Below are 24,561 nucleotides of genomic sequence, written 5' to 3' on the forward strand. Positions count from 1 at the left end.
GCGGTCTCCAGCATACCTCAATCGCGCTCGGCGACCTGTACGGTGCGCATCAGATCGATGCGCTTGAGAAGGTTCTCGGCGTACATGTCGAATAGCTTCAGACGCGGACCCGAGAGCGGCGCGACCGCCGCCACGTCCGTTGAGAACGGGTTGAGCGGCACACCCTTGAAGCGCAGTTCATAGTGCAGGTGCGGGCCGGTGGCCCAGCCCGTCTGTCCGACGAAGCCGATGACCTGGCCTTGGGTGACACGCGTACCGGGCTTCATGCCTTGTCCGAAGCCGGACAGGTGGGCGTAACGCGTCTGGTAATTGCCGGAATGATCGATCTCGACCAGATTGCCGTAACCGTTTTGCTTGCCGACGAACTTGACCACGCCGTCGCCGGCCGCGAACACGCGCGTGCCGATAGGCGCTGCCAGATCCACGCCTTCGTGCTGCTTCCACTTGTGCTGGAACGGATGCTCGCGACCGCCGAAGGCCGACGAAATCCGCGAAAACTCGACCGGCGTGCGCAGGAAAGCCTGTTTCAGATTGCGACCGTCAAAGCCGTAGTACGCGCCCTCGGGCGCGCCCTTCGGATCGGCGTACCAGATGGCCTGGTGTGTCTTGCCCTGATTGATGAACTCGATCGCCAGCACACGGCCAGTGCGCACGGTGCGATCCTGCTGCTTGATCACCTCGTACACGAGGCGGAAGCGGTCGCCGCGGCGAACGTCACGCTGGAAGTTGATCACCCCGGAGAAGATGTTCACCATCTGCGCGACGACGGCATCGGGCACGCCCGCATCGTCCATCGCCGTGAAGAAATTGCCCGCGATGGCACCGGAGCGCATGGCCCATTCGGTATCGTTGGCCAACTGCTCCATGCGGGCGCGCAAGCGTCCGCCGTCGTTGCGGTCGATCACCAGTTGCTGGGCCGCGGTGCTGCCATTCGACAACACGGTGGAGAGCGAGACGAGCTTGCCATCGTCGTCGGTCTCGGCCTGCACGACATTCCCTGGGGGCACGCCGATCAGGCGACGGGCGACGGCGTTCTCACGAATGAACCGCTCGGCCGCGGGGTCCTGGATCGACAGCCGCGAGAGCATGTCGCCCAGGGTTTCGCCGCGGCGCAGGGCCACTTGATGAATAAAGGTCTGGGATTGCGCGTCGAGCTGCTGAATCTGTTTGGCCAGGTCGGGGAAGGTGAGCGGCAATGTCACGCTCGCACCGTTGCGGGCCGCGTCGGGCACCATCGGTGCCACGCCGAAAGCGGTCACCATTCCCAACGTCAGGGCAGAACCGACCGTTGCCACGATTTGCACCTTCCTGCGACGGTGCTTGGGCTGCGTGGGATCGATCAGCGTCAGCAGTTCACGCGCAAAAAAATCACGGAGTTTTGGCCACATCACGTAAAATTCTGCGCAACTTACGAAAAAAGCCCGGGCGGAGCGGCACGCTTCGAGATTGCCTGTCGGAATTCCGGGGCAACCCGGCGTCGCTTCGGCCCGAGCCGAGAATTGAGCCGCGATTATAGCAGAGCTACCGCGGCCTCCGCCTTTACTGACTGCTCAAGGGAAACCCTGAACCAGTCTGGACAATGATGTTATGACAAGTGAACACGCACTCACCTCGGAAAAGAAGTATCCCGTGACCGACGCCGCGCGGGCCGCACTGGCGATCGCCAAGCGCGGTTGCGACGAGCTGCTCGTGGAAGAGGAGTTCCTCCAGAAGCTGGCGCGCAGCGAAGCGACCGGCAAGCCGCTGCGTATCAAGCTGGGGCTGGACCCCACGGCGCCGGACATCCACATCGGCCACACCGTGGTGCTCAACAAGATGCGCCAGTTGCAGGATCTGGGGCACACGGTCATCTTCCTGATCGGCGATTTCACGTCGCTGATCGGTGATCCGTCGGGCCGTAACAGCACGCGTCCGCCGCTCACCCGCGAGCAGATCGAGTCGAACGCCAAGACTTATTTCGAACAGGCCGCGCTGGTGCTCGACCGCAACAAGACCGAAATTCGCTACAACAGCGAATGGTCGATGAAGCTGGGCGCGGACGGCATGATCAAGCTCGCGTCGCGCTATACCATGGCGCGCATGCTCGAGCGCGAGGACTTCACGAAGCGCTTCCAGGGCGGCGTGCCGATCGCCATCCACGAATTCCTCTATCCGCTCATGCAGGGCTATGACTCGGTGGCCCTGGAGTCGGATCTGGAGCTCGGTGGCACCGACCAAAAGTTCAACCTGCTCGTGGGCCGTGAATTGCAAAAGCAATACGGTCAGGAGCCGCAGTGCATTCTGACGATGCCGCTGCTCGAAGGGCTGGACGGTGTCGAGAAGATGTCGAAGTCCAAGGCCAATTACGTGGGCATCAGCGAGAAGCCGAGCGAGATGTTCGGCAAGCTCATGAGTATCTCGGACGATCTGATGTGGCGTTACTACGAGCTGCTCTCGTTCCGTACGCTCGACGAGATCGCCCAATTGCACAAGGACGTCGAAGGCGGGCGCAATCCGCGCGACGTGAAGGTGCTGCTCGCGCAGGAGATCGTGGCCCGTTTCCATTCGCAGGCCGATGCCGAGCGCGCGCTCGAGGACTTCAACGCGCGCGCCAAGGGCGGCGTGCCGGACGACATTCCGGAAGTTTCCCTTGAAGGCGCGCCGCTGGGGATCGCTCAGCTCCTCAAGCAGGCCGGCTTGGTGCCGTCGACGTCGGAAGCCAACCGCAACATCGAGCAGGGCGGCGTGCGGATCGACGGCGAGGCCGTGTCCGACAAGGGCGCGAAGATCGACGCCGGCACCTATGTCGTGCAGGTCGGCAAGCGCCGCTTCGCGCGCGTGACGCTCGCTTGAGCGTCGCCGCCCGATCGCTGCTGATGGTGCGCGTGCTGGCGCGGGTCGGGCGATGATCGCGCTCATCCAGCGGGTGCTCGAAGCCGCCGTGACGGTCGATGGCCGCACGGTGGGCGCCATCGGTCCGGGCCTGCTCGCCCTGGTATGTGCCGAGCGTGGCGACACCGAGGCGAGCGCGGACAAACTGCTCGCGAAGCTGCTGGGCTATCGCGTGTTCTCTGACGAGGCGGGCAAGATGAACCGCAGCGTCTCGAGTCTCGATGGCAACGGTGCCGCGGGCGGCTTGCTGCTCGTCTCGCAGTTCACGCTGGCGGCCGACACCCACAGCGGCACCCGGCCGAGCTTCACCCCGGCGGCCAGTCCGGCCGACGGCAAGCGGCTCTTCGACCATTTTGTCATGCAGGCGCGTGCGCGCCATCCGATCGTGGAAACGGGCGAATTCGGCGCGTACATGCGCGTCTCGCTCGTGAATGACGGACCGGTCACGTTCTGGCTTCAGACGCGTCCCGACGCTGGTTGACGTTCGGCGGCGTGCGCCGGCGATGCCGCGCGTTACCTGCAGCGCCGACCGCATCCGCCCAGGTTCTATCCCGAAAATTGCTCGGAATCGTCTGGATGTGGCGGGGCGCCCGCACGCGATTCGCATCGGTGTGATACCGTCGTCGAGTTCCGAAACGACAATGCTTGGGAGAAACCGATGAAAGTCTGGAGTGACTCGTTTGCCGACAATGCGGCGATAGATGAACAGTTCGCCTTCGGCAAACCGGATGCACAGGCGCACGTGGCGCTGTCGCAGAACAAGAATCCCCATCTGGCGTGGTCCGATGCGCCGGCCGGTACCCGTTCGTTTGTCGTGATCTGCACCGACAGCGACGTACCGAGCCAGGGCGACGACGTCAACCAGGAAGGTCGCGAAGTGCCGGCGACTCTGCCGCGCGTCGATTTCTATCACTGGGTGCTCGTCGACGTGCCGGCGTCGGTGTCCGAGATCCCGGCGGCCGGCCACAGCAACCACGTTACGCCACGCGGCAAGTTCGGCCCGGACGCGCTCGACGGCATGCGTCACGGCATCAACGACTACACGGCCTGGTTTGCGGGCGACGAGAGCATGCGCGGCGATTACTACGGCTACGACGGCCCGTGCCCGCCGTGGAACGACACGATCGTGCACCACTACCACTTCACCGTGTACGCGCTCGATATCGCGCGTGTGCCGCTCGACGGCCGTTTCGGGGGCGACGACGTGCTCGCGGCGATTCAGCCGCACGTGCTTGGGCAGGCGCGCGTGACCGGCACCTACACGCTCAATCCGGCGCTGGCCTGACGGCACGCCGTCTGACCTCGCCCGCTTTGACTCACGCCACACGCCACACGTAACAAGCAATCGCATCGATGACCGGCATGACCACGACCCTGACTTTGATTCGCCACGGTGAGACTGACTGGAACCGCGCCAAACGGATTCAAGGCCATACCGATATCCCGCTCTCGACCGAGGGCGAGCATCAGGCGGTCTTGTTGGGGCAGCGTATCGCGCGCGAGGTGGCGGCGCGCGGGCGCGTTTTTGACCACGTGCTCACGAGCGATTTGCAGCGAGCGGTGCAGACGGCGGAACCCGTCGCACGCGCGTGCGGCTTGCCTCTGGTGCGCACCGCGAGTTTGCGGGAGCGTCACTACGGGGTCTTCGAAACCCGTGTGCCGGACGAGATCCAGGCGGAATTTCCGCAAGACTATGCGCGCTGGCAGAGCCGCGATCCCGATTTCGTGATTCCCGGCGGCGAGTCCACGCGAGGCTTCTACACGCGTATCACCGAGTCCGTCGCGCAACTGCTGCACGACTATGCGGGCAAGCATCTGGCGCTGGTGGCGCATGGCGGCGTGCTCGATTGCTGCTATCGGCTCGCAACGCGGCTTGCATTGACCGAGCCGCGTGCCTATCCGCTGCTCAACGCGAGCGTGAACCGCCTGGCCTACGATGGCCAGGGCTGGCACGTGCTGTGTTGGGGGGATGTCGCGCATCTGGACGCCGCCGTGCGCGACGAAAGCAACGACAGGCCGGAGGGCGCTGCCGCCATGGATCGCGTCGATCCCCGCGTGGTGTAACGGGCGGGCAGGTTGCGCAAGGGCCGTAGTGCGGACGTGCCTAGCGTTCCAGCGATGACTGCACAACCACGACATCGGGCGTCGCCAATGCGCGGCGACGCGCGCGGTGCGCCACGCTGTTGCGCATGGACCAGCGCGCGACCTGCGCCGTGTGACGCACCGCGGGCCGCACCGTCAGGCGGCGCACCGTCGCCCCTTCCCGAAGCCGAGCATCGCCTGCGACCAGTCGGGCAGTAAATCGATGCCTGCGCGAAACAACACGCCGCTGAACAGGCGCGCGCCTGTGAACGGCGCGGGCAGATTGCGCAACACGCGCACGACTTCGTCGGTGCGCTCGCTCGCGCACAAGGCCGGACGCATGGCGGCGAGATAGTCGTCGATCTGCGCGACACTCGTCGGCACGTCGCGAGCGCCGAGGGCCACCGCAATGCGCGCGACTTCCGCGTAATAACGATCCTGCTCGCTGCGGGCGAACGCCGGATCCTTGTAGACGAGATAGCTGCGCAGGAAGCTCGACGTCTCGGCCACATGCACCCACGTCAGCAGATCGGGATCGTACGCGGCGTAGGGGCGCCCGTCGGGGGCAACGCCCTTGACCTGCAGGTGGATGCGTCGCACCCGTTCGAGCAGGGCGTGGGCGTCTGCCGTATTGCCGAAGGTCGTGCCGCCAATGAATGTCGCCGTGCGGCGCAGACGGCCGATCACGTCCTGCCGGAAGGTCGAGTGATCCCAGACCCCGGCCATCGCGAGCGGGTGCAGCGACTGCATCAGCAGCGCGCTGATGCCGCCGATCATCATCGACGTGAAGTCTCCATGCACGTGCCAGCAGGCGGCGTCCGGGCCGAACAGGCCGGGGTCGCCAGCCGGGGTGTCGTAGTTCAGTCGTGGAGCGCCGGGGCCTGAGGTTAGGCTCACCAGCCGCATCGCAATGGCATGCCGCACACGTCCCGACACGCCCACGACCGGCCCGGCAGGCCGCAAGGGCGTTGCCGGAGGCGGAGTCGGGAGGTCGTCGTGCGAGGGCATGCGAGGTTCAGTGTGGCGATGTCAAAGCGGCAGGGTTCACTTGCCGGTGGCGTCGGGCGACCAGAGCGAGCTGCTGTCCGGCGCACTGCCGGGGGCGGCCAGTCCGAAGTGACGATACGCGGCAAGTGTCGCGACGCGCCCGCGAGGCGTGCGTTGCAGGAAGCCCTGCTGGATCAGGTACGGCTCGATCACGTCTTCGATGGTGTCGCGCTCTTCGCCGATGGCGGCGGCGAGGTTGTCCACGCCCACGGGGCCGCCGTCGAACTTGTGGAGCACGGCTTCGAGCAGCTTGCGGTCCATCACGTCAAGGCCGACCGAATCGACGTCGAGCATCGAGAGCGCGGCGTCGGCCACGGCGGCGGTAATGCGCCCGTCGGCCTTCACTTCGGCGTAGTCGCGCACACGCCGCAGCAACCGGTTGGCGATACGCGGCGTGCCGCGCGCGCGACGGGCGATCTCAAAAGCGCCGTCGTCGACGATGGCCGCGCCGAGCAGGCCGGCCGAGCGGCGCACGATGCCGGTCAGTTCTTCGGCCGTGTAGAACTCCAGACGCGCCACGATCCCGAAGCGGTCGCGCAGCGGATTCGTCAGCATGCCGGCGCGCGTGGTCGCTCCCACGAGCGTGAACGGTTGCAGGTCGAGCTTGACGCTGCGCGCCGCAGGGCCTTCACCGATCATGATGTCGATCTGGTAATCCTCGAGCGCCGGATACAGGATTTCCTCGACGACGGGCGAGAGCCGGTGGATTTCGTCGATGAACAGCACGTCGTTGGCTTCGAGATTGGTCAGCAGCGCGGCGAGGTCGCCCGGACGTTCGAGCACCGGCCCCGACGTCTGGCGCAAATGCACGCCCATTTCGCGGGCGATGATGTGCGCGAGCGTCGTCTTGCCCAGGCCCGGCGGCCCGAAGAGCAGCACGTGGTCGAGCGGTTCCGAGCGCTTGCGCGCGGCCTCGATGAAGATCTCCAACTGGCCGCGCACCTTGCGCTGACCGACATATTCGTCGAGCAGCTTGGGACGCAGCGCGCGCTCGAAGGCTTCTTCGTTAGGCGAGGCCGGGGTCGGCGCAATGATGCGCTCGGCGGCGAGTTTGTCGGTTTCGATCATGGCTGCATTGTAGCGCTTCGGACGTCGCGTGCCGGGGCGGGCAGCGGGAGATTGCGCGGCGTAGGAGGACGGTGTCGGCAGCGGTGCCGGCAGCGGTGACGGCGATGAGGCTCAGCCGACCAGGCGGCCGCGCCGCACGCGCAGGCCCTTGGCCGCAAGGGTCGGGGCGACGCCGGCCAGTGCCGCGTACGTCTCGCCGCTGTGCGCATGGCAGATGGCGACGCCCAGCGCGTCGGCCGCATCCTTGCCCGGGGTGCCGGTGAGCGTGAGCAGGCGGGTGACCATCTCCTGGACCTGCTCCTTTCGGGCGCGACCGTAGCCGACTACCGCTTGCTTGAGCTGCATCGGCGTGTATTCGAAGACCTCGAGCCCGCCGACTGACAGCGCTGTGATCGCCGCGCCGCGCGCTTGTCCGAGCAGCAGCGTGGATTGCGGATTGACGTTGACGAACACCTTCTCGATGGCGGCCTGATCGGGCCGATAAGTGTCGACCAGTTCCGCCACGCTCTCGAAGATGATGCGCAGCCGCGCGGGCAGCGTGCCTTCGCCGGTGCGGATGACGCCGCTCGTCACGTACTGCAGACGGCTGCCGTGCTTTTCGAGCACACCGAAGCCAGTGACACGCAGCCCGGGGTCGATGCCAAGTATTCTCATGCGGGGGCCAATGGTCGGAAAACCGACCGATGCGGGGCGAAGACGCCAATATGGCCCGTATTCTGGCACAGCCGCGCGAGGGCGTCGCTCAAGGTGTGTTTCATCGGGTGAGACGCGATGACGCCGCACCCCAGCGGATCACAACCCGGTGCGCGATGACGCCGCAGGCCGCGTCGCGTCGATTTGTCGCGGTGCCCGGGCCTGAATGCGCGGGACGTTGCCCTTCGCGGTGCGACGGATTGTTGTACATTGTTTGCTGTTCAAAATATTCGACGGCCTGCGTGCGGGCCGCCCGTCCCCGATGCTCTGGATCAAAGCGCTCCATATCGTTTTCGTCGCCTCGTGGTTCGCCGGCCTGTTCTACCTGCCGCGCATCTTCGTCAACCTCGCGATGGAGAGCGAGCCCGCCGCCACGCAGCGTCTGCTGCTCATGGCCCGCAAGCTCTATCGCTTCATGACGATTCTGGCGGTGCCCGCGCTCGCTTTCGGACTGATCCTCTGGCTGTACTACGGGATCGGACGCTACGGCGGCTGGTTGCACGCCAAGCTGCTCATCGTGGTGTTGCTGCTGGGGTACCACCATGCGTGCGGTCGTCTGCTGCGCAAATTCGAAACCGGTCGCAACACACATTCGCATCGCTGGTATCGCTATTTCAACGAATTCCCGGTGCTGGCGCTGCTCGCGGCGGTGATCCTCGTGGTCGTCAAGCCGTTCTGACGCGCCGGGTCATGGTTCACCCACGTCGTCGCGCATCGCCAGCACTGGCCACTGCACCATCGCGCGGCCAACCGCGCCCAACACCGATAGCCGAGAGGAGTCTGCCGTGAGTCTGACCTGCGATTATTTCGTGGCGCCGCCGTCGCCCTATGTCTACATGGGGCAGGCCCGCTTTGTCGAACTGGCACGTCGCTACGACGTGCAGATCCAGTTGAAGCCGATGGATATCGGCCGCATCTTCGCCGGCTCGGGCGGCCTGCCGCTGGCCAAGCGTGCGCCGCAGCGCCAAGCGTATCGTCTGGTCGAGCTGGCGCGCTGGTCCCGCTATCTCGGCGTGCCGCTCAACCTGGAACCGAAGTACTTTCCGGTGGCGGGCGATCCGGCGGCGCGTTTGATCGTCGCCGCGCAACTCGCGCATGGCACGGACAAGGCGCTCGCGCTGACGGCGGCCATTTCGACGGCGCTGTGGGCCGAGGAGCGCAACATCGCCGACGAGGCAACGTTGCAGGCGATCGCCGACAGCCTGTCGCTCGACGGCGCATCGCTGCTCGCGGCGTCGAAGACGGCCGGCGTGCAGGCGGCCTACGACGCCAACACTGACGACGCCGAACGCGCCGGCGTCTTCGGCGCACCGTGGTTCGTGTTCGACGGCCAGCCCTACTGGGGCCAGGACCGTCTCGATTTTCTCGAACGGGCTTTTGCCGACGCGCAGGGCGCTCGGCGCTGATCCGACATACCGATCATGGGGTCCGTCGCCCGCGGGTGCGGGCAGCGGCAACCCCCCCAAGGAGTGAAGAGGATGAGTCTTCCGGAAGTGGTGCTGTACAAGAGCGTGCCGCCGGACGTGCGTGCGCGGTTGGCCGAAACCTTTACGCTGACGGAATTCGACGGGGTGAACGACGGCAACCGCGCGGCATTCATGGCGGCGCTGGGCCGCGCCGAGGGCGCCATCGGCGGGGGCATGAACGTCACGCCCGCATTGCTGGACGCCGCACCCAGGCTCAAGGCCTGGGCCACCATTTCCGTGGGCTACGATCAATTCGACGTGGCCGATCTCACGCGTCGCGGCATCGTGCTGATGAACACGCCCGATGTGCTGACGGAAACCACGGCGGATACCGTCTTCGCCCTGATTCTGTCGAGTGCCCGGCGCGTCGTCGAACTGGCCGAACTGGTGAAGTCGGGCGGTTGGACGGCGAGTCTCGACGAGGCGCATTTCGGTACCGACGTGCAGGGCAAGACGCTTGGCATCGTCGGCATGGGACGCATCGGCGGCGCGGTCGCGCGTCGTGCCGCGCTCGGTTTCGGCATGCAGGTGTTGTACAGCAACCGTTCGCGCAACGAGGCTGCGGAGCAGGCCTACGGCGCTCGGCACCGGGCGCTTCCGGCGTTGCTGGCCGAAGCCGATTTTGTCGTGACGCTCGTGCCGCTATCGCCGGCGACGGAACGGTTGATCGGCGCGAACGAATTCGCGCAGATGAAGCCGGGCGCCATTTTCATCAACGCGGCGCGCGGCAAGGTGATCGACGAGGCGGCGCTGATCGATGCGCTGGCGTCGGGCCATCTGCGTGGCGCCGGTCTCGACGTGTTCGAGCGCGAGCCGGTATCGGTCGATTCGCCGCTGCTGAAGATGAAGCAAGTGGTCGCACTGCCGCATATCGGTTCGGCAACACACGAGACGCGCCATGCCATGGCCGCGTGCGCGGCGGACAACCTCGTCGCTGCGCTGACCGGCAAGCCGCTACGGAACGCCGTCAATCCGCAGGCACAGCAGCGCTGAGCGCGCGGCATAGGCGCTGACCTTAAGCGACGCGAAATGACGAGGGTGAGGCGATAGCCGTGGCTATCTCCCTTCGTTCGTCGTCCGGCGGCGATTGATGACTTCCTTCGCGCGGGCGAGTTGGGCGGGCAGGCGATCGCCCAGGCGCAGCGCCATGCCCACGGCGAGCACGTCGCCAATGGCCAGGTGCGCGATACGCGAGGTCAGTGGCGAGTAGACGTCGGTGTCTTCGTCGACATCGGCGAAGAGCGCCACGCTCGCCTGCCGCGCCAGCGGCGAGTTGCTGTGCGTGATTGCAATCACGCTCGCGCCCGCCGTTCGCGCCAACTGGACGGCTTCAAGCAGATCCTGCGTGCGCCCGGTGTTGGAGATCGCCACCACCACATCCCCTTGTCGCAGCAGCGCGGCCGACATTCCGTAGACGTGCGGGTCGCTATATGCCACGGCTGGCACCCCGAGCCGGAAGAACTTGTGCTGCATGTCCTGTGCGGCAATCCCCGACGCCCCGCACCGTAGAACTCGATGCGCCGTGCCCCGGCAAGCAGCTCGATGGCTTGCCCGATGCTGTCGGGCGAGAGATTGTTGCGAACCTGCATGAGACTGCCGATGGTGCGGTCGAGCACCTTGCTGGCGATGCCCGGCACCGGTTCGTCGGGGCGCACGTCGCGGTGTACGAACGGCACCCCTTGTGCGATGCCCTGCGCCAGCCGGATCTTGAACTCCCGATAGCCGCTGCAACCCACCGCCTGACAGAACCGGGCGATCGTCGGTTGGCTGACGCTGGCGCGTTCGGCGAGTTCGTTCATCGACAGATCGACGACTTCGCGCGGCGCATCCAGCACATAGGTCGCGAGCTTGCGCTCGGACGGGCGCAATTGGGTCAGCGTGGCTTTGATTCGGTTCAGCATGGCAGGCGTCGACAAAAGCAGGCGCCCACTATAGCACCCGCAGGTCCCGGCGCCGCAGCGCGGGCGCGGATCGGCGCGAGTGCAAGTTGCGGCGTTCATGTACAAAAACTACAGAAAATCAGCATTTCATATTGTGGTGTGATGTTTCTTGATACGGTAAAATTCGGCGTAACTATCGGATAACACTAGGGACAAGCCCGGATGCGGATGTCTTTCGATTGATGCTCTGTAGAATTTCTACTAAACTCCGCTCCGAATCGCACCTGTCCCGGGTGCGTCGCAATTTCCGTTCCCCGGCATGATGTCTGAGCAAAAGAAGCCCCTGCACCCGACCGTAATGGCCGTCACGGCGCGCATTGCCGCGCGCAGCCGCGACACGCGTGCGGCGTATCTGGCTCGCGTCGACGCCAGCGCTGGACGCTTCCCGCAGCGCGGCGCGCTGTCCTGTGCCAATCTGGCGCACGGTTTCGCCGCCATGCCGGCCAATGACAAGCTCGTCCTGCGCGAGCAGCGTCGTCCGAACGTCGGCGTCGTCACGGCTTACAACGACATGCTCTCGGCACATCAGCCGTATGAGTCGTATCCGGCGCGTTTGCGCGAAGCCGCGCGCAAGCTCGGTGCCACGGTGCAGGTCGCGGGCGGTGTGCCGGCGATGTGCGACGGCGTCACGCAAGGCAACGCGGGCATGGAGCTATCGTTGTTCTCGCGCGAGATCATCGCCATGAGCACGGCCATCGCACTCTCGCACAACATGTTCGATGCCGCGCTGATGCTCGGCGTGTGCGACAAGATCGTGCCGGGCCTCGTGATCGGCGCGCTGCAATTCGGTCATCTGCCGACGATCTTCGTACCGGCCGGGCCAATGACGAGCGGCTTGTCGAATGACGAGAAGGCCAAGATCCGCCAGGCGTATGCCACGGGCAAGGTCGGCCGCGACGCGCTGCTCGAAGCCGAGGCGCAGGCCTATCACGGCGCAGGCACCTGCACGTTCTACGGCACCGCCAACAGCAATCAGCTCCTGATGGAAATCATGGGCCTGCACCTGCCGGGCGCGGCCTTCGTGCATCCGCACATGCCGCTTCGCGACGCATTGACCGACGCCGCCCTCGCGCGCGTGCTGGCCATCGGCGCCGACACGCCCGACTACACCCCGATCGGCCATGTGGTCGACGAGCGTGCCGTCGTCAACGGCATCGTCGGCCTGCTGGCCACGGGCGGTTCCACCAATCACACGCTCCATCTGGTGGCGATGGCCCGCGCGGCGGGCGTCATCATCGATTGGGACGATTTCGACGCGTTGTCGGCCGTGGTGCCGCTCATGGCGCGCGTCTATCCGAACGGCAAGGCCGACGTGAATCATTTCCACGCGGCGGGTGGCATGGGCTTCCTGATTGGCGAATTGCTCGACGCGGGCCTGCTGCACGACGACGTCAAGACCGTGGCCGGTCCGGGCCTCGCGCGCTACCGCGCCGAGCCGTGGCTGTCGCCCGATGGACTGGCGTGGCGCGCCGGTAGCGCCTACAGTGGTGATCGTGACGTCCTGCGCGGCCATGCCGAACCGTTCGCCCCCGATGGCGGATTACGGCTCATGCACGGCAATCTGGGCCGCGGCGTCATCAAGGTGTCGGCGGTCAAGCCGGAACATCGGCGCGTGGCCGCAACGGCACGCGTATTTGCGTCGCAGGAAGCGGTTCAGACCGCGTTCGACGCCGGTGAATTGCGTCGCGACGTGGTCGTGGTGCTGCGTGGCCAGGGGCCGCGCGCCAATGGCATGCCCGAGCTGCACCGCCTCACCCCGCTGCTCGGTGTTTTGCAGGACGAAGGGTTTGCGGTGGCACTCGTGACCGATGGCCGGATGTCCGGCGCCTCGGGCAAGGTGCCCGCCGTGATTCACGTGTCGCCCGAAGCATCGGGCGGCGGCCCGCTGGCACGGGTGCGCGACGGCGATCTGATCGTGCTCGACGCGAACGCCGGCATGCTGCACGCCGAGGTGGCCCCGCAGGCGTGGGAGGCGCGTGAGATGGCAGAAGTGCCGGTCTCGGGCGACGACACCGGGCGTCTGCTCTTCGGTCACATGCGCGCGGCGGTGGGCGCGGCAGAAGCCGGCGCGTCCGTGTTCTTCGGTTCTGAGTGACGTGCCGGTCACGTCGCTGCATTCAAGGAAAACGTAATGGACATCAATGACATCGTTCGTGCCGGCCCCGTGGTTCCGGTGCTCCAGTTCGACAGCGTCGAGCAGGGCGAGCAGGTCTCGCGTGCGCTGCTCGCGGGCGGCGTGCGGGTCCTCGAAATCACGCTGCGCACCCCGGCCGCGATGGACGTCATTCGCCATGTGGCGGGGCTGTCCGACGAACTGATTGTCGGCGTGGGCACGCTCACGCGCCCGGAAGAAATGGCGCAGGCCGTGGCGGCCGGCGCGCGCTTCGGCGTCTCGCCGGGCTACACGAGCGCGCTGGGCGCGGCGGCCAGGGCAGCAGGTCTGCCGTTGCTGCCGGGCGTGGTGACGCCGTCCGATATTCTCGCGGCACTCGCCGATGGCTACGACACGGTGAAGTTCTTCCCGGCCGAACCGTCGGGGGGCGTACCGATGCTCAAGGCGCTTTACGGGCCGTTCCGGCACGTGCGTTTCTGCCCGACGGGCGGTATCAGCGCCGAGTCGGCGCCGTCGTATCTCGCGCAACCCAATGTGGTGTGCGTGGGGGGATCGTGGCTCACCCCCAAGGCGCTCGTGGACGCGCAGGACTGGGACGGCATTACGCGTCTCGCGCGCGCGGCGACTGCCTTGCCGCGCCGCTAGGCAACACCGGTTTCATCGAAGCAACGCATCACATCCAACAATTCCAATAATCGGGCGCAAGCCCTTCGGGCATTCGCCCATCTAGCCAAACGAGGAGACCCCCATGGTCGCGGTGCAAGGCAACTTGCTGCTGGTGTACGCGCTAGTCGCGGTAATCGCGCTGATTCTGCTGATCGCGCGTTTCAAACTGAATCCGTTCATCACGCTGATCGTCGTCTCGCTCGTGCTCGGGCTGGCGGTGGGCATGCCGATGGGGGGAATCGTCAAGGCGTTCGAGACAGGTGTGGGCAACACGCTGGGGCACATCGCGCTGGTGGTGGGGCTTGGCACGATGCTCGGCAAGATGATGGCCGAGTCGGGCGGGGCCGAGCGCATTGCGCGCACGCTCATCGGCGCCTTCGGTGAGAAGAACGTGCACTGGGCGATGGTCGTGATCGCGTTCATCGTCGGTCTGCCGGTGTTCTTCGAAGTCGGTTTCGTGCTGCTGATTCCGATTGCGTTCAACGTCGCCAAGCGGACCGGTACGTCGATGGTGCTCGTGGGCATTCCGATGGTGGCGGGCCTGTCGGTCGTGCACGGCCTGATTCCGCCGCACCCGGCCGCGTTGCTCGCCGTGACCGCCTACAACGCGGACATCGGTCACACCATCATGTACGCGCTGATCGTCGGCATTCCGACGGCGGCCATTGCCGGCCCGCTGTTCGCAAAGCTCATGGCGCGCCACGTGGTGCCCAATCCGGACAATCCGCTGCTCTCGCAGTTCGTCGAAAAGGACCGTGCGCTGAACGAACTGCCGGGCTTCGGCATCACGCTGTTCACGATTCTGCTGCCGGTGATCCTGATGCTCATCGGTAGCTGGGCCGACCTGTTCTTCGCGCCGAAGACGTTTGCCAACGAATTTCTGCGCCTGATCGGCAACTCGGTGATGGCGTTGCTGATCGCCACGCTCGTGAGCTTCTTCACGTTCGGCAAGCAGCGCGGTTTCAATCGCGACCATATCCTGAAGTTCACCAACGAGTGTCTGGCGCCGATCGCCACGATCACGCTGGTGGTGGGAGCGGGCGGCGGTTTCGGGCGTATCCTGATGGACAGCGGCGTGTCGAAGGCGATCGTCGATGTCGCGACGAACGCCCACCTCTCGCCGCTGCTGCTGGGCTGGCTGGTGGCGGTGCTGATTCGCATCGCGACGGGCTCGGCGACGGTGGCCATGACCACGGCGTGCGGTATCGTCGCGCCGATCGCGGCGGCCGCCGGTGCCACCGTGAAACCGGAATTGATGGTGCTGGCCACGGGCGCGGGCTCGCTGATCCTGTCACACGTCAACGACGGCGGCTTCTGGCTGGTCAAGGAATATTTCAACATGACCGTGCCGCAGACCTTCAAGACCTGGACGGTGTGCGAGACGATCATTTCGGTTGTGGCGTTGCTGCTGACGCTCGGCCTCGCCACGGTGGTGTGAGGTAGCGATGCAGGGCGTGCAACAGCGTCAATACGCTGACGCGAGTCAGCCGGTTACAAGGAGGCGAGCCATGATCGTCGTGGTAATGGGCGTATCGGGCAGCGGCAAGAGCACGGTCGGGCAACGACTTGCCGAGCGTCTGGGCTGCGGGTTTTCCGACGCGGATTCGTTTCACAGCGCCGCGAACATCGAAAAGATGCGGCGCGGTGAGGCGCTTAACGACAACGACCGCGCCCCGTGGCTGGCGGCGATTCGCGAGGCGATCGTCGCGCGCCGCGTGGCGGGGCGTCACCACGTGTTCGCGTGTTCGGCGTTGCGCTCGCGCTATCGCGACGTGCTGGGCGAGCACGACGGCGACGTCGTGTTCGTCTATCTGAAGGGGGCCCCCGAGGTGATCGGCGAGCGCCTGGCGTCGCGTGGCGGGCACTTCTTCGACCCGGCGCTGTTGCAAAGCCAGTTCGACACGCTCGAAGAGCCGCGCGACGCGTTGGTGATCGACATCCGCGAGTCGCCCGACGCCATCGTCGAGACGCTGTTGCACAAACTCGCCGCCTGCCCCGGTGGCGCGGCGCTGACGCCGGCCGGGTCGGCGCGCGTACAATAGCGGTTTATTCCCTCCGCCGGCACTTCGCGTGCCGGTCGTACGCATCGAAATGGCTTCCTTCGAATTCTTCGCGCCCTGTCCTCGCGGACTGGAAGAGGCGCTCGCCGCCGAATTGGCAGAGCTGGGACGTCTGGCGCCCGTGTCGGTGGGCAAACAGGTGCCCGGTGGCGTGCATTTCGCCGGTCCGTGGGCAGCCGGCATGGCCGCCAACCTGCATTCACGCATCGCGAGCCGCGTGCTGCTTCGCATCGCCCAGCAGCCCTACCGGACCGAGCAGGACATCTACGCCTTCGCGCTCGCGCAGCGCTGGGAAGAGTGGTTTTCGTCGCAGCAGACGCTGCGCGTGGACGTCACCGGCATCAAGGCGCCGGTGCGCAGCCTCGAATTCGTCACGCTGCGGATCAAGGACGCCGTGTGCGACCGCCTGCGCGAGAAGACCGGCGCGCGGCCGAACATCGATACGTCGCAGCCCGACGTGCGGGTGTTCGCCTTCCTGACCGCCACCGACGCTACCCTCTATCTCGATACTTCGGGCGAAGCGTTGTTCAAGCGCGGCTGGCGTCTGGACAAGGGCGCGGCCCCGCTGCGCGAGAACCTGGCTGCCGGCATTCTGCGTCTGGCCGGCTGGCGCACCGACACGGCGGCCGACATGGTGCTGTACGACCCGATGTGCGGCAGCGGCACCTTCCTCGCGGAAGCGGCGCAGATTGCGCTGGGCGTGCCCGCGGGTGCCGAGCGCCGCTTCGGCTTCGAGAAACTCAAGGGCTACGACATCACGGCGTGGCAGACGCTGAAGGTGCAGGCCACCGAGGCACAACGCGACGCGCGAGTGCGCGGCGTGCCGCCGACGATTTTCGGCAGCGACATCTCGGGCGATATGCTGGCCAAGGCCCGCGCCAACCTGGAGCGTGCGGGCGTGGGCGACATCGGCCTCAAGCAGGTGGATGCGCGCGATATGTCGCCCCCGGTGGATCGACCCGGCATCATCGTCGCGAATCCGCCGTACGGCGAGCGTATCGAAGTGCGCGGACGTCGCGGATCGCGCGAAGCCGATGACGGCGACGAATCGCCGGACATGCAGGGCAATCGTGGCGGTCAGTTTCAGCGCAATCAGCCGGACGGTGTCGACGCGGCGTTCTTCCGCGCCTTCGGCGACGCGCTCAAGCAGCGCTTCACGGGCTGGAGTGCCTACCTGCTGACGGCCGACATGAGCCTGCCCGGACAGATGCGTCTGCGCGAATCGCGTCGCACACCGCTGTTCAACGGCGCGCTCGAATGCCGTCTGTTTCGCTTCGACCTGATTGCCGGCTCGGTGCGCAAGCGCGGAGAAAGTGAGGGCAAGGGCGAAGGCAAGGACGAGGCGGGCGCACCGCAAGCGTAAGCGACGCTGCGCATTCGACGTTACAAGAAAAAGACCGGCGCCTGCCGGTCTTTTGTTTTGTGCGCGACGTGCGCCACGCGATTACTGGTCGGTGGCCGATGACCACGCGATACGCGGGCCTGACGCTGGGGCGGGCGGTGCCGGCAGCGCGGCCGACGTCGCTCCGCGTCGCTGCGCAGCCAAGGTCGCGAGGCGTATGCGCAGTTCGCTCGGTGTGACGCGCGCGCGCTCAGGATCGCAGGTTACGTTGTCCGGGTCCGACAGATCGCTCTCGTAGTCGAGGCCGGTGCGCGGCGAGTGGCCGGAAACATTCATGAATCCGACGGGCGTGACGTTTCTGAGCCAACGCTCCGTCTCGCAGGTGACGGCGTTATCGGACACGATGTCGTCATGGAAGGTTTCGCTGCGCGGATCCGGATAGATCTCCCAGATGTCGCCTCTCACCTCCCAATGCGGCCAGAGTTGGCCGTCTGCACCGTAGTGCGTGTACGCCAGCGCCTGATAGGCCTTGCGGCATGCCTCGCGCCGGACACTATCGTCCGGTCGATCGCGCGTGGCCGTATTGAGGAGTCGCGTGAGGCACCCCGTGTCACCCGGCGATACGCTGTAGAAATACACCCACTTGTTGGTGACATCGAACGTCCACGGCACGGCGACGTCATGGCCGAACGCCTGCAGGATGCGCAGCGTCAGCACATCGTCGGCCACGTGCACGGGCTCGTGGCGCTCCAGCACGGATCGCGCCCAGTCGTTCAGCGTCGGCGTGATCACGAGCCGCTCGAAGAGGGACCAACCCATCGGTCGTGCGCACAGCCGTTGCACGAGATCGGAGGCAATGGCACTGGGCAAGCCTGTATCCCGCAGCAAATCGATCGTCACCTCATGGTCTTCCAGCACGGCGAGCCGACGCAGCGCCATTTGCTGTTGCGCGTTGCGTGCCGGTTCACCGATGGCCGTCTTGCCGACATAGGGCGCGACTTCGCGTCCGAACACGCAATCCGGGTGCTCGGCCGCTACCGTTATCGCCTCCTTCGTCGGATTGCACTTGGGGTTGAGCGCGCGAATCTGGATGACGTCGCTCCAGCACAGCGTTCGATAGATCGGCGCGAGTGCCGGCGTACTCAGATGCGCCGTGGCGACTGTGCCGGCATGATGATTTTCCACGTTCATCGGAACTCTCCTTCGGACAATGCAAGAGATGGCATTGTCGGGAAGGCGTCCGGTGCGAGGTGTCGAGATCGTGCGCCGGAATTGTCGAAACGGGGACGGACGCCTCGACGCGGCAGACGGCGAGGCGCCCGGAGTGTTCGCGCAGGGTCCCCGGATTATGCGCGCCGTTCGGTCAGGAAGCGGCGCAGGATGCCGTGCGAATAATGGCTGGCCACCTCGCGCAGAAAGCGTGGGAAGTCGACGTGGGCGGTGTCGTCGGCGCTATCTGAGAGCGTGCGCATCACGGCGAACGGGACGCCGTACTCATGGCACACCTGAGCCACGGCAGCCCCTTCCATCTCCACGGCGAGGGTTTGCGGCAGCGCGTCGCGCAGCCGGCTGACCTCGCCCGCGCTGGAGACGAACTGATCGCCGCTCGCGATTTGCCCGACATGCACGCGTGGGGCGCTCATCTGCCATTCGGTGCGCAGCGCGACGGGCACTTGCGTCGCCATCTCCTCGGCGAGCCAGTCGCGCGCCGCTCTCGCGAGGGCGTCGCGCAGCGGCGGTGCGCTGGCGAAGGCGTTGCGGCCGAGCAGCGGGATTTCGAAACGAGGGAAGAGGGGGCTGGCGTCCATGTCGTGCTGCACGAGCGTGTCGGCCACGACGATGTCGCCGACCGACAACCCATGCGCGAGCCCGCCCGCCACGCCGGTGAAAACGAGCTCGTCGATCGCGAACCGGTGAATCAGCGCGGTGGTCGTGGCGGCCGCCGCGACCTTGCCGACACGTGCGAGCACGACGACACAGTCATGGCCATGCAGCTTGCCCACGTGGTACTCACGCATACCGACGGACTCGACGTGCGCGCCGGGCGCCATCTCGGCGAGCAGATCGGTAATTTCTTCGTGCAGAGCGGCGACAATGCCGAGCGTCATGGCGCGGTTCCTGGGAGCAATGAGGAGCGCGCATTGTAGCGCGGGGCTGCCCGCATACTTCCGGTGCAGCCCCGCAGTGCGGCCGATGACGAACGTGTCGCGTTAGTCGACGGCCTTGACCATCTCTTCGACAACCTTCTTCGCGTCGCCGAAGACCATCATGGTCTTGTCGAGGTAGAACAACTCGTTATCGAGACCGGCGTAGCCCGCCGCCATCGAACGCTTGTTGACGATGATCGTCTTGGCCTTGTACGCCTCGAGAATCGGCATGCCGGCAATCGGCGACGTCGGATCGTTCTTCGCGGCCGGGTTCACCACGTCGTTCGCGCCGAGCACCAGCACCACGTCCGTCTGGCCGAATTCGCCGTTGATCTCGTCCATCTCCAGCACCTGATCGTATGGCACTTCGGCTTCGGCGAGCAGCACGTTCATGTGACCCGGCATGCGCCCCGCCACCGGGTGAATGGCGTAGCGCACATTCACCCCCTTCTCGGTGAGCTTGTCGGTCAACTCCTTCAGGGCGTGCTGCGCGCGGGCGACGGCCAGGCCGTAACCCGGCACGATCACCAGCGATTCGGCGTTGCTCATCAGGAACGCGGCGTCGTCAGGCGACCCCGACTTTACCGGCCGTTGTTGTTGCTCGCCGCCCGCGGGGCTCGTGCCCGGCGTTGCACCGAACCCGCCGAGAAGCACGTTGAAGAACGAGCGATTCATGGCTTTGCACATGATGTACGACAGGATGGCGCCTGACGAACCCACGAGCGAGCCTGCGATGATGAGCATCGGGTTGTTCAGCGAGAAGCCGATACCGGCGGCCGCCCAGCCCGAGTACGAGTTCAGCATCGACACGACGACCGGCATGTCCGCGCCGCCAATCGGGATGATGATGAGCACACCGAGCACGAACGCGATGGCCGTCATCAGAACGAACGGCAGCCAACTTTGCGACAGGAAGAAGATGACACCGAAGCCGAGCATCGCGATGGCGAGCAGCAGGTTGATCGTGTGCTGGCCCGTGAACTGGACCGGCGCGCCCTGGAACAAACGGAACTTGTACTTGCCAGAGAGCTTGCCGAAGGCGATGACCGACCCCGAGAACGTGATCGCGCCGACGAACGTACCGATGAACAACTCGATCCGATTACCGGAAGGCAGCACCGTTTCCCCGGCCGGCACAATGCCGAATGCCGCCGGTTCCGCGACCGCCGCCACCGCGATACACACGGCCGCCAGACCGATCAGCGAGTGCATGGCCGCGACCAGCTCCGGCATCTTGGTCATCTCGACCTTGCGCGCGACGAACGCGCCGATGCCACCGCCGACCACGAGCCCACCCAGAATCAACCCGAGACCCGAGTAGTTCCCGCCCATCAGACGTCGCAGTTCAAAGATCAACGCAATCGTGGTGAGGGCCGCAATGGCCATCCCGATCATGCCGAACGCATTGCCGCGTCGCGCCATCTTTGGGTTCGACAGGCCCTTGAGCGCCTGGATGAAACAGATCGACGCGACCAGATACAGCAGCGTGACGAGATTCATACTCATTGCTTGTCCCCCTCGGCCGCCTTGACGGGCGCCTTGTCTTTCTTCTTGAACATCTCGAGCATGCGCTGTGTGACGAGGAAGCCCCCGAACACGTTCACCGCCGCAAGCGCCACGGCCACGACACCCATCGTCTTGCCGAGCGCGCCTTCCGTGAGCCCGGCCGCGAGCATCGCGCCCACGATCACGATGGCCGAGATCGCGTTCGTCACCGCCATGAGCGGCGTGTGCAGCGCAGGCGTGACGTTCCACACCACGTGATAGCCGACGTACACCGCCAGCACGAAGATGATCAGATTGATCACCGTGTGATTGATCATTTCCATGGTCGTGTCTCCCCCTTATGCCGCACGCAGCACTTGACCGTCGCGGCACATCAGGCACGCACTGACGATGTCGTCGTTGGTATCGATGACGAGCTTGCCTTCCTTGTCGATCACCAGCTTCAGGAAGTCGAGCACGTTACGGGCATACAGCGCCGAGGCGTCGGCCGCCACCATGCCCGCGAGGTTGGTGTAGCCCGCAATCGTCACGCCATGCACCTTGACGACCTCGTCGGCCACCGACAACGGGCAATTGCCGCCGCCGTTCGCGCCGCGCCCTGCCGCCAGATCGATGATCACCGAGCCGGGCTTCATGGCCTTGACGGTGTCTTCGGCGATGAGCGTCGGCGCGGCGCGCCCCGGAATCAACGCGGTGGAGATGACGATGTCCGCTTGCGTGAGACGCGTGTGCACGAGTTGCGACTGACGGGCGAGCCATGCCGCCGGCATCGGGCGCGCATAGCCGCCCACGCCCTTGGCGATCTCGCGTTCCTCGTCGGTCTCGAACGGCACGTCGATGAACTTGGCGCCGAGCGATTCGATCTGCTCGCGCACGGCGGGACGCACATCCGACGCTTCGATGACCGCACCGAGACGCTTGGCCGTGGCGATGGCCTGCAATCCGGCGACGCCGGCGCCCAGCACGACCAGACGCGCGGCCTTGACCGTGCCGGCGGCCGTCATGAGCATCGGCATGAAGCGCTGATACAGATTGGCGGCAAGCATCACGGCCTTGTAGCCGGCGATGTTGGCCTGCGAGGACAACACGTCCATGCTTTGCGCACGCGTGGTCCGCGGCGCGGCTTCCAAGGCGAAGGCCGTCACGCCAGCGGCCGCCATGCGCGCATTGTTCTCCGCATCGAACGGGTTGAGCATGCCGACGACGACACTGCCGCGCGGGATGAGTGCGAGTTCCTCGGAGGAGGGGGCCCGTACCTTGAGTACGAGTTCTGCACCTAGGGCGTCGGCGGCGTTGCCTAATGTGGCGCCGGCGGCTTCGAAGGCCGCGTCGGGCACACTTGCGGCGTCTCCTGCACCGCGTCCGACCACGATCTGATGTCCTGACGCGACCAGCTTCTTCACCGTCTCGGGCGTGGCCGCGACACGGGATTCGCCGGTAAGCGTTTCGGCGGGGATGCCGATTCTCATTACGTCTCTCCTTGGGTTTGTGAACTGATCTCATCAGCGGCCAAGGAGCCGCAGCGCGTGCGCTGCCGGGGCAGGCGCATTACCTGTTTCGCCGCTGATGACATTAGTCCTGCACAAACCACTGCAATCGAACTACTGCACAAACCGGTGATGCGGTACTGCCACTGCATGCTGCACATTGCTGGTGCTGGAAGCTTACCCGAAGATGACAGACGCGCCTATTGCACGAAACCGCATATGGATATGCCGACAGGGCCGGGATCACGGTCGCGGTGGCCGACCGACCGGTCGGTCGTCTCGCCCGCCACGGTCACGACGCTCACCGGTCTTCAGCGCCAAACCCCGCCAGACGGTAAAATGCTGCTTTTATCGGGGTAACGTCTCGGACCGACCGCGTGGGCCAACCGCCGGCCACGGTCCATCGGGCCCGTCCGGTCCCCCCGTCCCGCAAGGATGCGTCATGAATGCACGCTGGAAGCCCAACGTGACGGTCGCCGCGGTCGTCGAGCGCGACGGCCGTTTTCTGTTTGTCGAAGAGCAAAAGCGTGAGGGCCTGTTGATCAACCAACCGGCCGGTCATCTGGAGCCGGGCGAGTCGATTCTCGACGCGGTGCGCCGTGAAGTGCTGGAAGAGACGGCCTATGCGTTCGCGCCCCAGCATCTGCTGGGCATCTATCTCGCCCCCGGCCCCGGCGACATCGCGTATCTGCGCTTCGCGTTCACCGGCACGCTGGGCGACTTCGATGCGTCGCGCACGCTCGACGACGGCATTGTCGGCACCGTCTGGCTGACACCGGACGAAGTGCGTACCCAGCGCGCGCGCCATCGCTCGCCGATTCTCGAGCGCTGCATGGACGATTACCTGCGGGGGTACGTTACGACCTCGCTCTACTTTTGACCCATCCGGCGAGCACCGGCGGGCAAGGCAACACATGAGTCAAAAACGCGTAGTGGTAGGCATGTCGGGCGGCGTGGATTCGTCGGTCACGGCATGGCTGCTCAAACAACAAGGCTATGACGTCGTCGGACTGTTCATGAAGAACTGGGAAGACGATGACGACAGTGAATACTGTTCGACCCGGCAGGACTGGATCGACGTGGTCTCGGTCGCCGATCTGGTCGGCATCGACGTCGAAGCCGTGAACTTTGCCGCCGAATACAAGGACCGCGTGTTCGCGGAATTCCTTCGCGAGTATTCGGCGGGCCGCACGCCCAATCCCGATGTGCTGTGCAACGCCGAGATCAAGTTCAAGGCGTTTCTCGATCACGCCGTGGCGCTGGGCGGCGAGACCATCGCCACGGGCCACTACGCCCGCGTGCGCGAGCGCGATGGGCGCTTCGAGCTGCTCAAGGCGTTCGACCACACCAAGGATCAGAGCTACTTCCTGCACCGGCTGAACCAGCAGCAGCTTTCACGCACGATGTTTCCGCTCGGCGAAATGCCGAAGACGAAGGTTCGCGAGATTGCCGCCCAGATTGGATTGCCGAACGCGAAGAAGAAGGACTCGACCGGCATTTGCTTCATTGGCGAGCGACCATTTCGCGACTTCCTCAATCGCTACCTGCCGACCCAACCGGGCCCGATGAAAACGCCTGACGGTGCGGTCGTGGGCGAGCACGTGGGCCTGGCGTTCTACACCCTGGGCCAGCGCAAGGGCATCGGACTCGGGGCAGCCGCGAAGGCTCCGGCGAGCCGTGGTTCGTGGCGCGCAAGGACATGGCGAGCAACACGTTGTATGTGGTTCAGGGCCACGATCATCCGTGGCTGCTCTCGGACACGCTCGATGCCGAAGACCTGTCGTGGGTCGCGGGCGAGCCGCCGGCCGAGGGCACGCGCTGCGGCGCCAAGACTCGCTACCGGCAGGCCGACGCCGCATGCGAAGTGGTGCGTGCCGACGCCGACGCGCTCACGTTGTCGTTCTCGGAGGCGCAGTGGGCTGTCACGCCGGGGCAATCGGCCGTGCTGTATGACGGCGAGGTCTGTCTGGGCGGCGGCATCATCGCGGCCACGACGCCGGCCGACGCCGGCAGCGCTAACCCCCAGGCCGCCGTGGCCGCCAAACACGCCATCCTCAATACGCATTGAATCCG

The 24,561-nt window shown here is 65.7% G+C and carries 20 protein-coding genes and 4 pseudogenes; 14 read left to right on the plus strand and 10 right to left on the minus strand.

Annotated elements, in window-relative coordinates:
• Nucleotides 1-17 precede the first annotated feature (17 nt).
• A complete protein-coding gene (locus DRB87_RS04065) occupies nucleotides 18-1,388 on the minus strand; it encodes a M23 family metallopeptidase (RefSeq protein WP_130024961.1) in 1,371 nt (456 codons plus the stop codon).
• Nucleotides 1,389-1,587: 199 nt separating this feature from the next.
• On the opposite strand from DRB87_RS04065, the gene tyrS reads away from it, so the two are divergent.
• The 4 genes from tyrS to DRB87_RS04085 all read left to right on the plus strand — a co-directional run bounded on the left by tyrS (nucleotide 1,588) and on the right by DRB87_RS04085 (nucleotide 4,935).
• Complete coding sequence (tyrS, locus tag DRB87_RS04070; RefSeq protein ID WP_017235652.1) at nucleotides 1,588-2,832, plus strand: tyrosine--tRNA ligase; 1,245 nt, start codon at nucleotides 1,588-1,590, stop codon at nucleotides 2,830-2,832.
• Nucleotides 2,833-2,884: 52 nt separating this feature from the next.
• The gene (dtd, locus tag DRB87_RS04075; protein ID WP_130024962.1) at nucleotides 2,885-3,352 is read left to right on the plus strand and encodes a D-aminoacyl-tRNA deacylase; all 468 of its coding nucleotides are present in this window, start codon (nucleotides 2,885-2,887) and stop codon (nucleotides 3,350-3,352) included.
• Between the two features lie 177 nt (nucleotides 3,353-3,529).
• On the plus strand, nucleotides 3,530-4,156 hold the full coding sequence (locus tag DRB87_RS04080) for a YbhB/YbcL family Raf kinase inhibitor-like protein (RefSeq protein ID WP_130024963.1): 627 nt from the start codon (nucleotides 3,530-3,532) through the stop codon (nucleotides 4,154-4,156).
• 77 nt (nucleotides 4,157-4,233) lie between these two features.
• Nucleotides 4,234-4,935 carry a histidine phosphatase family protein gene (locus DRB87_RS04085; RefSeq protein WP_130024964.1) on the plus strand — a complete coding sequence of 234 codons (702 nt, stop codon included), beginning with the start codon at nucleotides 4,234-4,236 and terminating at the stop codon, nucleotides 4,933-4,935.
• A 40-nt stretch (nucleotides 4,936-4,975) separates the two neighbouring features.
• Here the strand turns inward: DRB87_RS04085 and DRB87_RS04090 are convergent.
• From DRB87_RS04090 to ruvC, 3 genes and pseudogenes are all read right to left on the minus strand, one after another.
• Nucleotides 4,976-5,859, minus strand: a pseudogene (locus tag DRB87_RS04090) (oxygenase MpaB family protein).
• 138 nt (nucleotides 5,860-5,997) lie between these two features.
• On the minus strand, nucleotides 5,998-7,068 hold the full coding sequence (gene ruvB, locus DRB87_RS04095; RefSeq protein WP_026132306.1) for a Holliday junction branch migration DNA helicase RuvB: 1,071 nt from the start codon (nucleotides 7,066-7,068) through the stop codon (nucleotides 5,998-6,000).
• A 111-nt stretch (nucleotides 7,069-7,179) separates the two neighbouring features.
• Nucleotides 7,180-7,722 carry a crossover junction endodeoxyribonuclease RuvC gene (ruvC, locus tag DRB87_RS04100; protein WP_130024965.1) on the minus strand — a complete coding sequence of 181 codons (543 nt, stop codon included), beginning with the start codon at nucleotides 7,720-7,722 and terminating at the stop codon, nucleotides 7,180-7,182.
• A gap of 301 nt (nucleotides 7,723-8,023) precedes the next feature.
• Here ruvC and DRB87_RS04105 point away from each other — a divergent pair, with 301 nt between their 5' ends.
• From DRB87_RS04105 to DRB87_RS04115, 3 genes are all read left to right on the plus strand, one after another.
• Entirely contained in the window at nucleotides 8,024-8,440 is a 417-nt protein-coding gene (locus DRB87_RS04105; protein ID WP_130024966.1) for a CopD family protein, read from the plus strand.
• A 106-nt stretch (nucleotides 8,441-8,546) separates the two neighbouring features.
• Nucleotides 8,547-9,167: a 2-hydroxychromene-2-carboxylate isomerase gene (locus DRB87_RS04110; RefSeq protein ID WP_130024967.1), complete on the plus strand. Its 621-nt coding sequence runs from the start codon at nucleotides 8,547-8,549 to the stop codon at nucleotides 9,165-9,167.
• 72 nt (nucleotides 9,168-9,239) lie between these two features.
• The gene (locus tag DRB87_RS04115; RefSeq protein WP_130024968.1) at nucleotides 9,240-10,220 is read left to right on the plus strand and encodes an NAD(P)-dependent oxidoreductase; all 981 of its coding nucleotides are present in this window, start codon (nucleotides 9,240-9,242) and stop codon (nucleotides 10,218-10,220) included.
• 63 nt (nucleotides 10,221-10,283) lie between these two features.
• Here DRB87_RS04115 and DRB87_RS04120 read toward each other — a convergent pair.
• A pseudogene (locus DRB87_RS04120) lies at nucleotides 10,284-11,128 on the minus strand (MurR/RpiR family transcriptional regulator).
• 301 nt (nucleotides 11,129-11,429) lie between these two features.
• On the opposite strand from DRB87_RS04120, the gene edd reads away from it, so the two are divergent.
• From edd to DRB87_RS04145, 5 genes are all read left to right on the plus strand, one after another.
• Nucleotides 11,430-13,262 (plus strand): phosphogluconate dehydratase, encoded by a 1,833-nt coding sequence (gene edd / locus DRB87_RS04125; RefSeq protein WP_165385404.1) that lies wholly within the window; start codon nucleotides 11,430-11,432, stop codon nucleotides 13,260-13,262.
• A gap of 36 nt (nucleotides 13,263-13,298) precedes the next feature.
• Complete coding sequence (gene eda / locus DRB87_RS04130; RefSeq protein WP_130024969.1) at nucleotides 13,299-13,925, plus strand: bifunctional 4-hydroxy-2-oxoglutarate aldolase/2-dehydro-3-deoxy-phosphogluconate aldolase; 627 nt, start codon at nucleotides 13,299-13,301, stop codon at nucleotides 13,923-13,925.
• Nucleotides 13,926-14,028: 103 nt separating this feature from the next.
• On the plus strand, nucleotides 14,029-15,384 hold the full coding sequence (locus DRB87_RS04135) for a GntP family permease (protein ID WP_017235665.1): 1,356 nt from the start codon (nucleotides 14,029-14,031) through the stop codon (nucleotides 15,382-15,384).
• 70 nt (nucleotides 15,385-15,454) lie between these two features.
• A complete protein-coding gene (locus DRB87_RS04140; RefSeq protein ID WP_017235666.1) occupies nucleotides 15,455-15,988 on the plus strand; it encodes a gluconokinase in 534 nt (177 codons plus the stop codon).
• A 49-nt stretch (nucleotides 15,989-16,037) separates the two neighbouring features.
• Nucleotides 16,038-17,369, plus strand: coding sequence for a class I SAM-dependent RNA methyltransferase (locus DRB87_RS04145; RefSeq protein WP_130024970.1), 1,332 nt, complete (start codon nucleotides 16,038-16,040; stop codon nucleotides 17,367-17,369).
• 81 nt (nucleotides 17,370-17,450) lie between these two features.
• Here DRB87_RS04145 and DRB87_RS04150 read toward each other — a convergent pair whose 3' ends face one another.
• The 5 genes from DRB87_RS04150 to DRB87_RS04170 form a co-directional block, all read right to left on the minus strand.
• Nucleotides 17,451-18,539 (minus strand): hypothetical protein, encoded by a 1,089-nt coding sequence (locus DRB87_RS04150; protein ID WP_130024971.1) that lies wholly within the window; start codon nucleotides 18,537-18,539, stop codon nucleotides 17,451-17,453.
• A gap of 155 nt (nucleotides 18,540-18,694) precedes the next feature.
• Complete coding sequence (locus DRB87_RS04155) at nucleotides 18,695-19,456, minus strand: 5'-methylthioadenosine/adenosylhomocysteine nucleosidase (protein ID WP_130024972.1); 762 nt, start codon at nucleotides 19,454-19,456, stop codon at nucleotides 18,695-18,697.
• Nucleotides 19,457-19,558: 102 nt separating this feature from the next.
• A complete protein-coding gene (locus tag DRB87_RS04160; protein ID WP_130024973.1) occupies nucleotides 19,559-21,001 on the minus strand; it encodes an NAD(P)(+) transhydrogenase (Re/Si-specific) subunit beta in 1,443 nt (480 codons plus the stop codon).
• On the minus strand, nucleotides 20,998-21,324 hold the full coding sequence (locus tag DRB87_RS04165; RefSeq protein WP_130024974.1) for an NAD(P) transhydrogenase subunit alpha: 327 nt from the start codon (nucleotides 21,322-21,324) through the stop codon (nucleotides 20,998-21,000). Before DRB87_RS04165 ends, DRB87_RS04160 begins: the two co-directional genes overlap by 4 nt.
• Nucleotides 21,325-21,339: 15 nt before the next feature.
• The gene (locus DRB87_RS04170; protein ID WP_130024975.1) at nucleotides 21,340-22,470 is read right to left on the minus strand and encodes a Re/Si-specific NAD(P)(+) transhydrogenase subunit alpha; all 1,131 of its coding nucleotides are present in this window, start codon (nucleotides 22,468-22,470) and stop codon (nucleotides 21,340-21,342) included.
• Between the two features lie 460 nt (nucleotides 22,471-22,930).
• Here DRB87_RS04170 and DRB87_RS04175 point away from each other — a divergent pair.
• Together DRB87_RS04175 and mnmA are read left to right on the plus strand one after the other, a co-directional pair.
• Nucleotides 22,931-23,406: pseudogene (locus tag DRB87_RS04175) on the plus strand (NUDIX hydrolase).
• Nucleotides 23,403-24,556: pseudogene (gene mnmA / locus DRB87_RS04180) on the plus strand (tRNA 2-thiouridine(34) synthase MnmA). The pseudogenes DRB87_RS04175 and mnmA overlap by 4 nt, the downstream one beginning before the upstream one ends.
• Nucleotides 24,557-24,561: the final 5 nt, after the last annotated feature.

Origin of the sequence: Pandoraea sp. XY-2, from assembly GCF_004193915.1 — a bacterium.
Lineage (GTDB): Bacteria > Pseudomonadota > Gammaproteobacteria > Burkholderiales > Burkholderiaceae > Pandoraea > Pandoraea cepalis.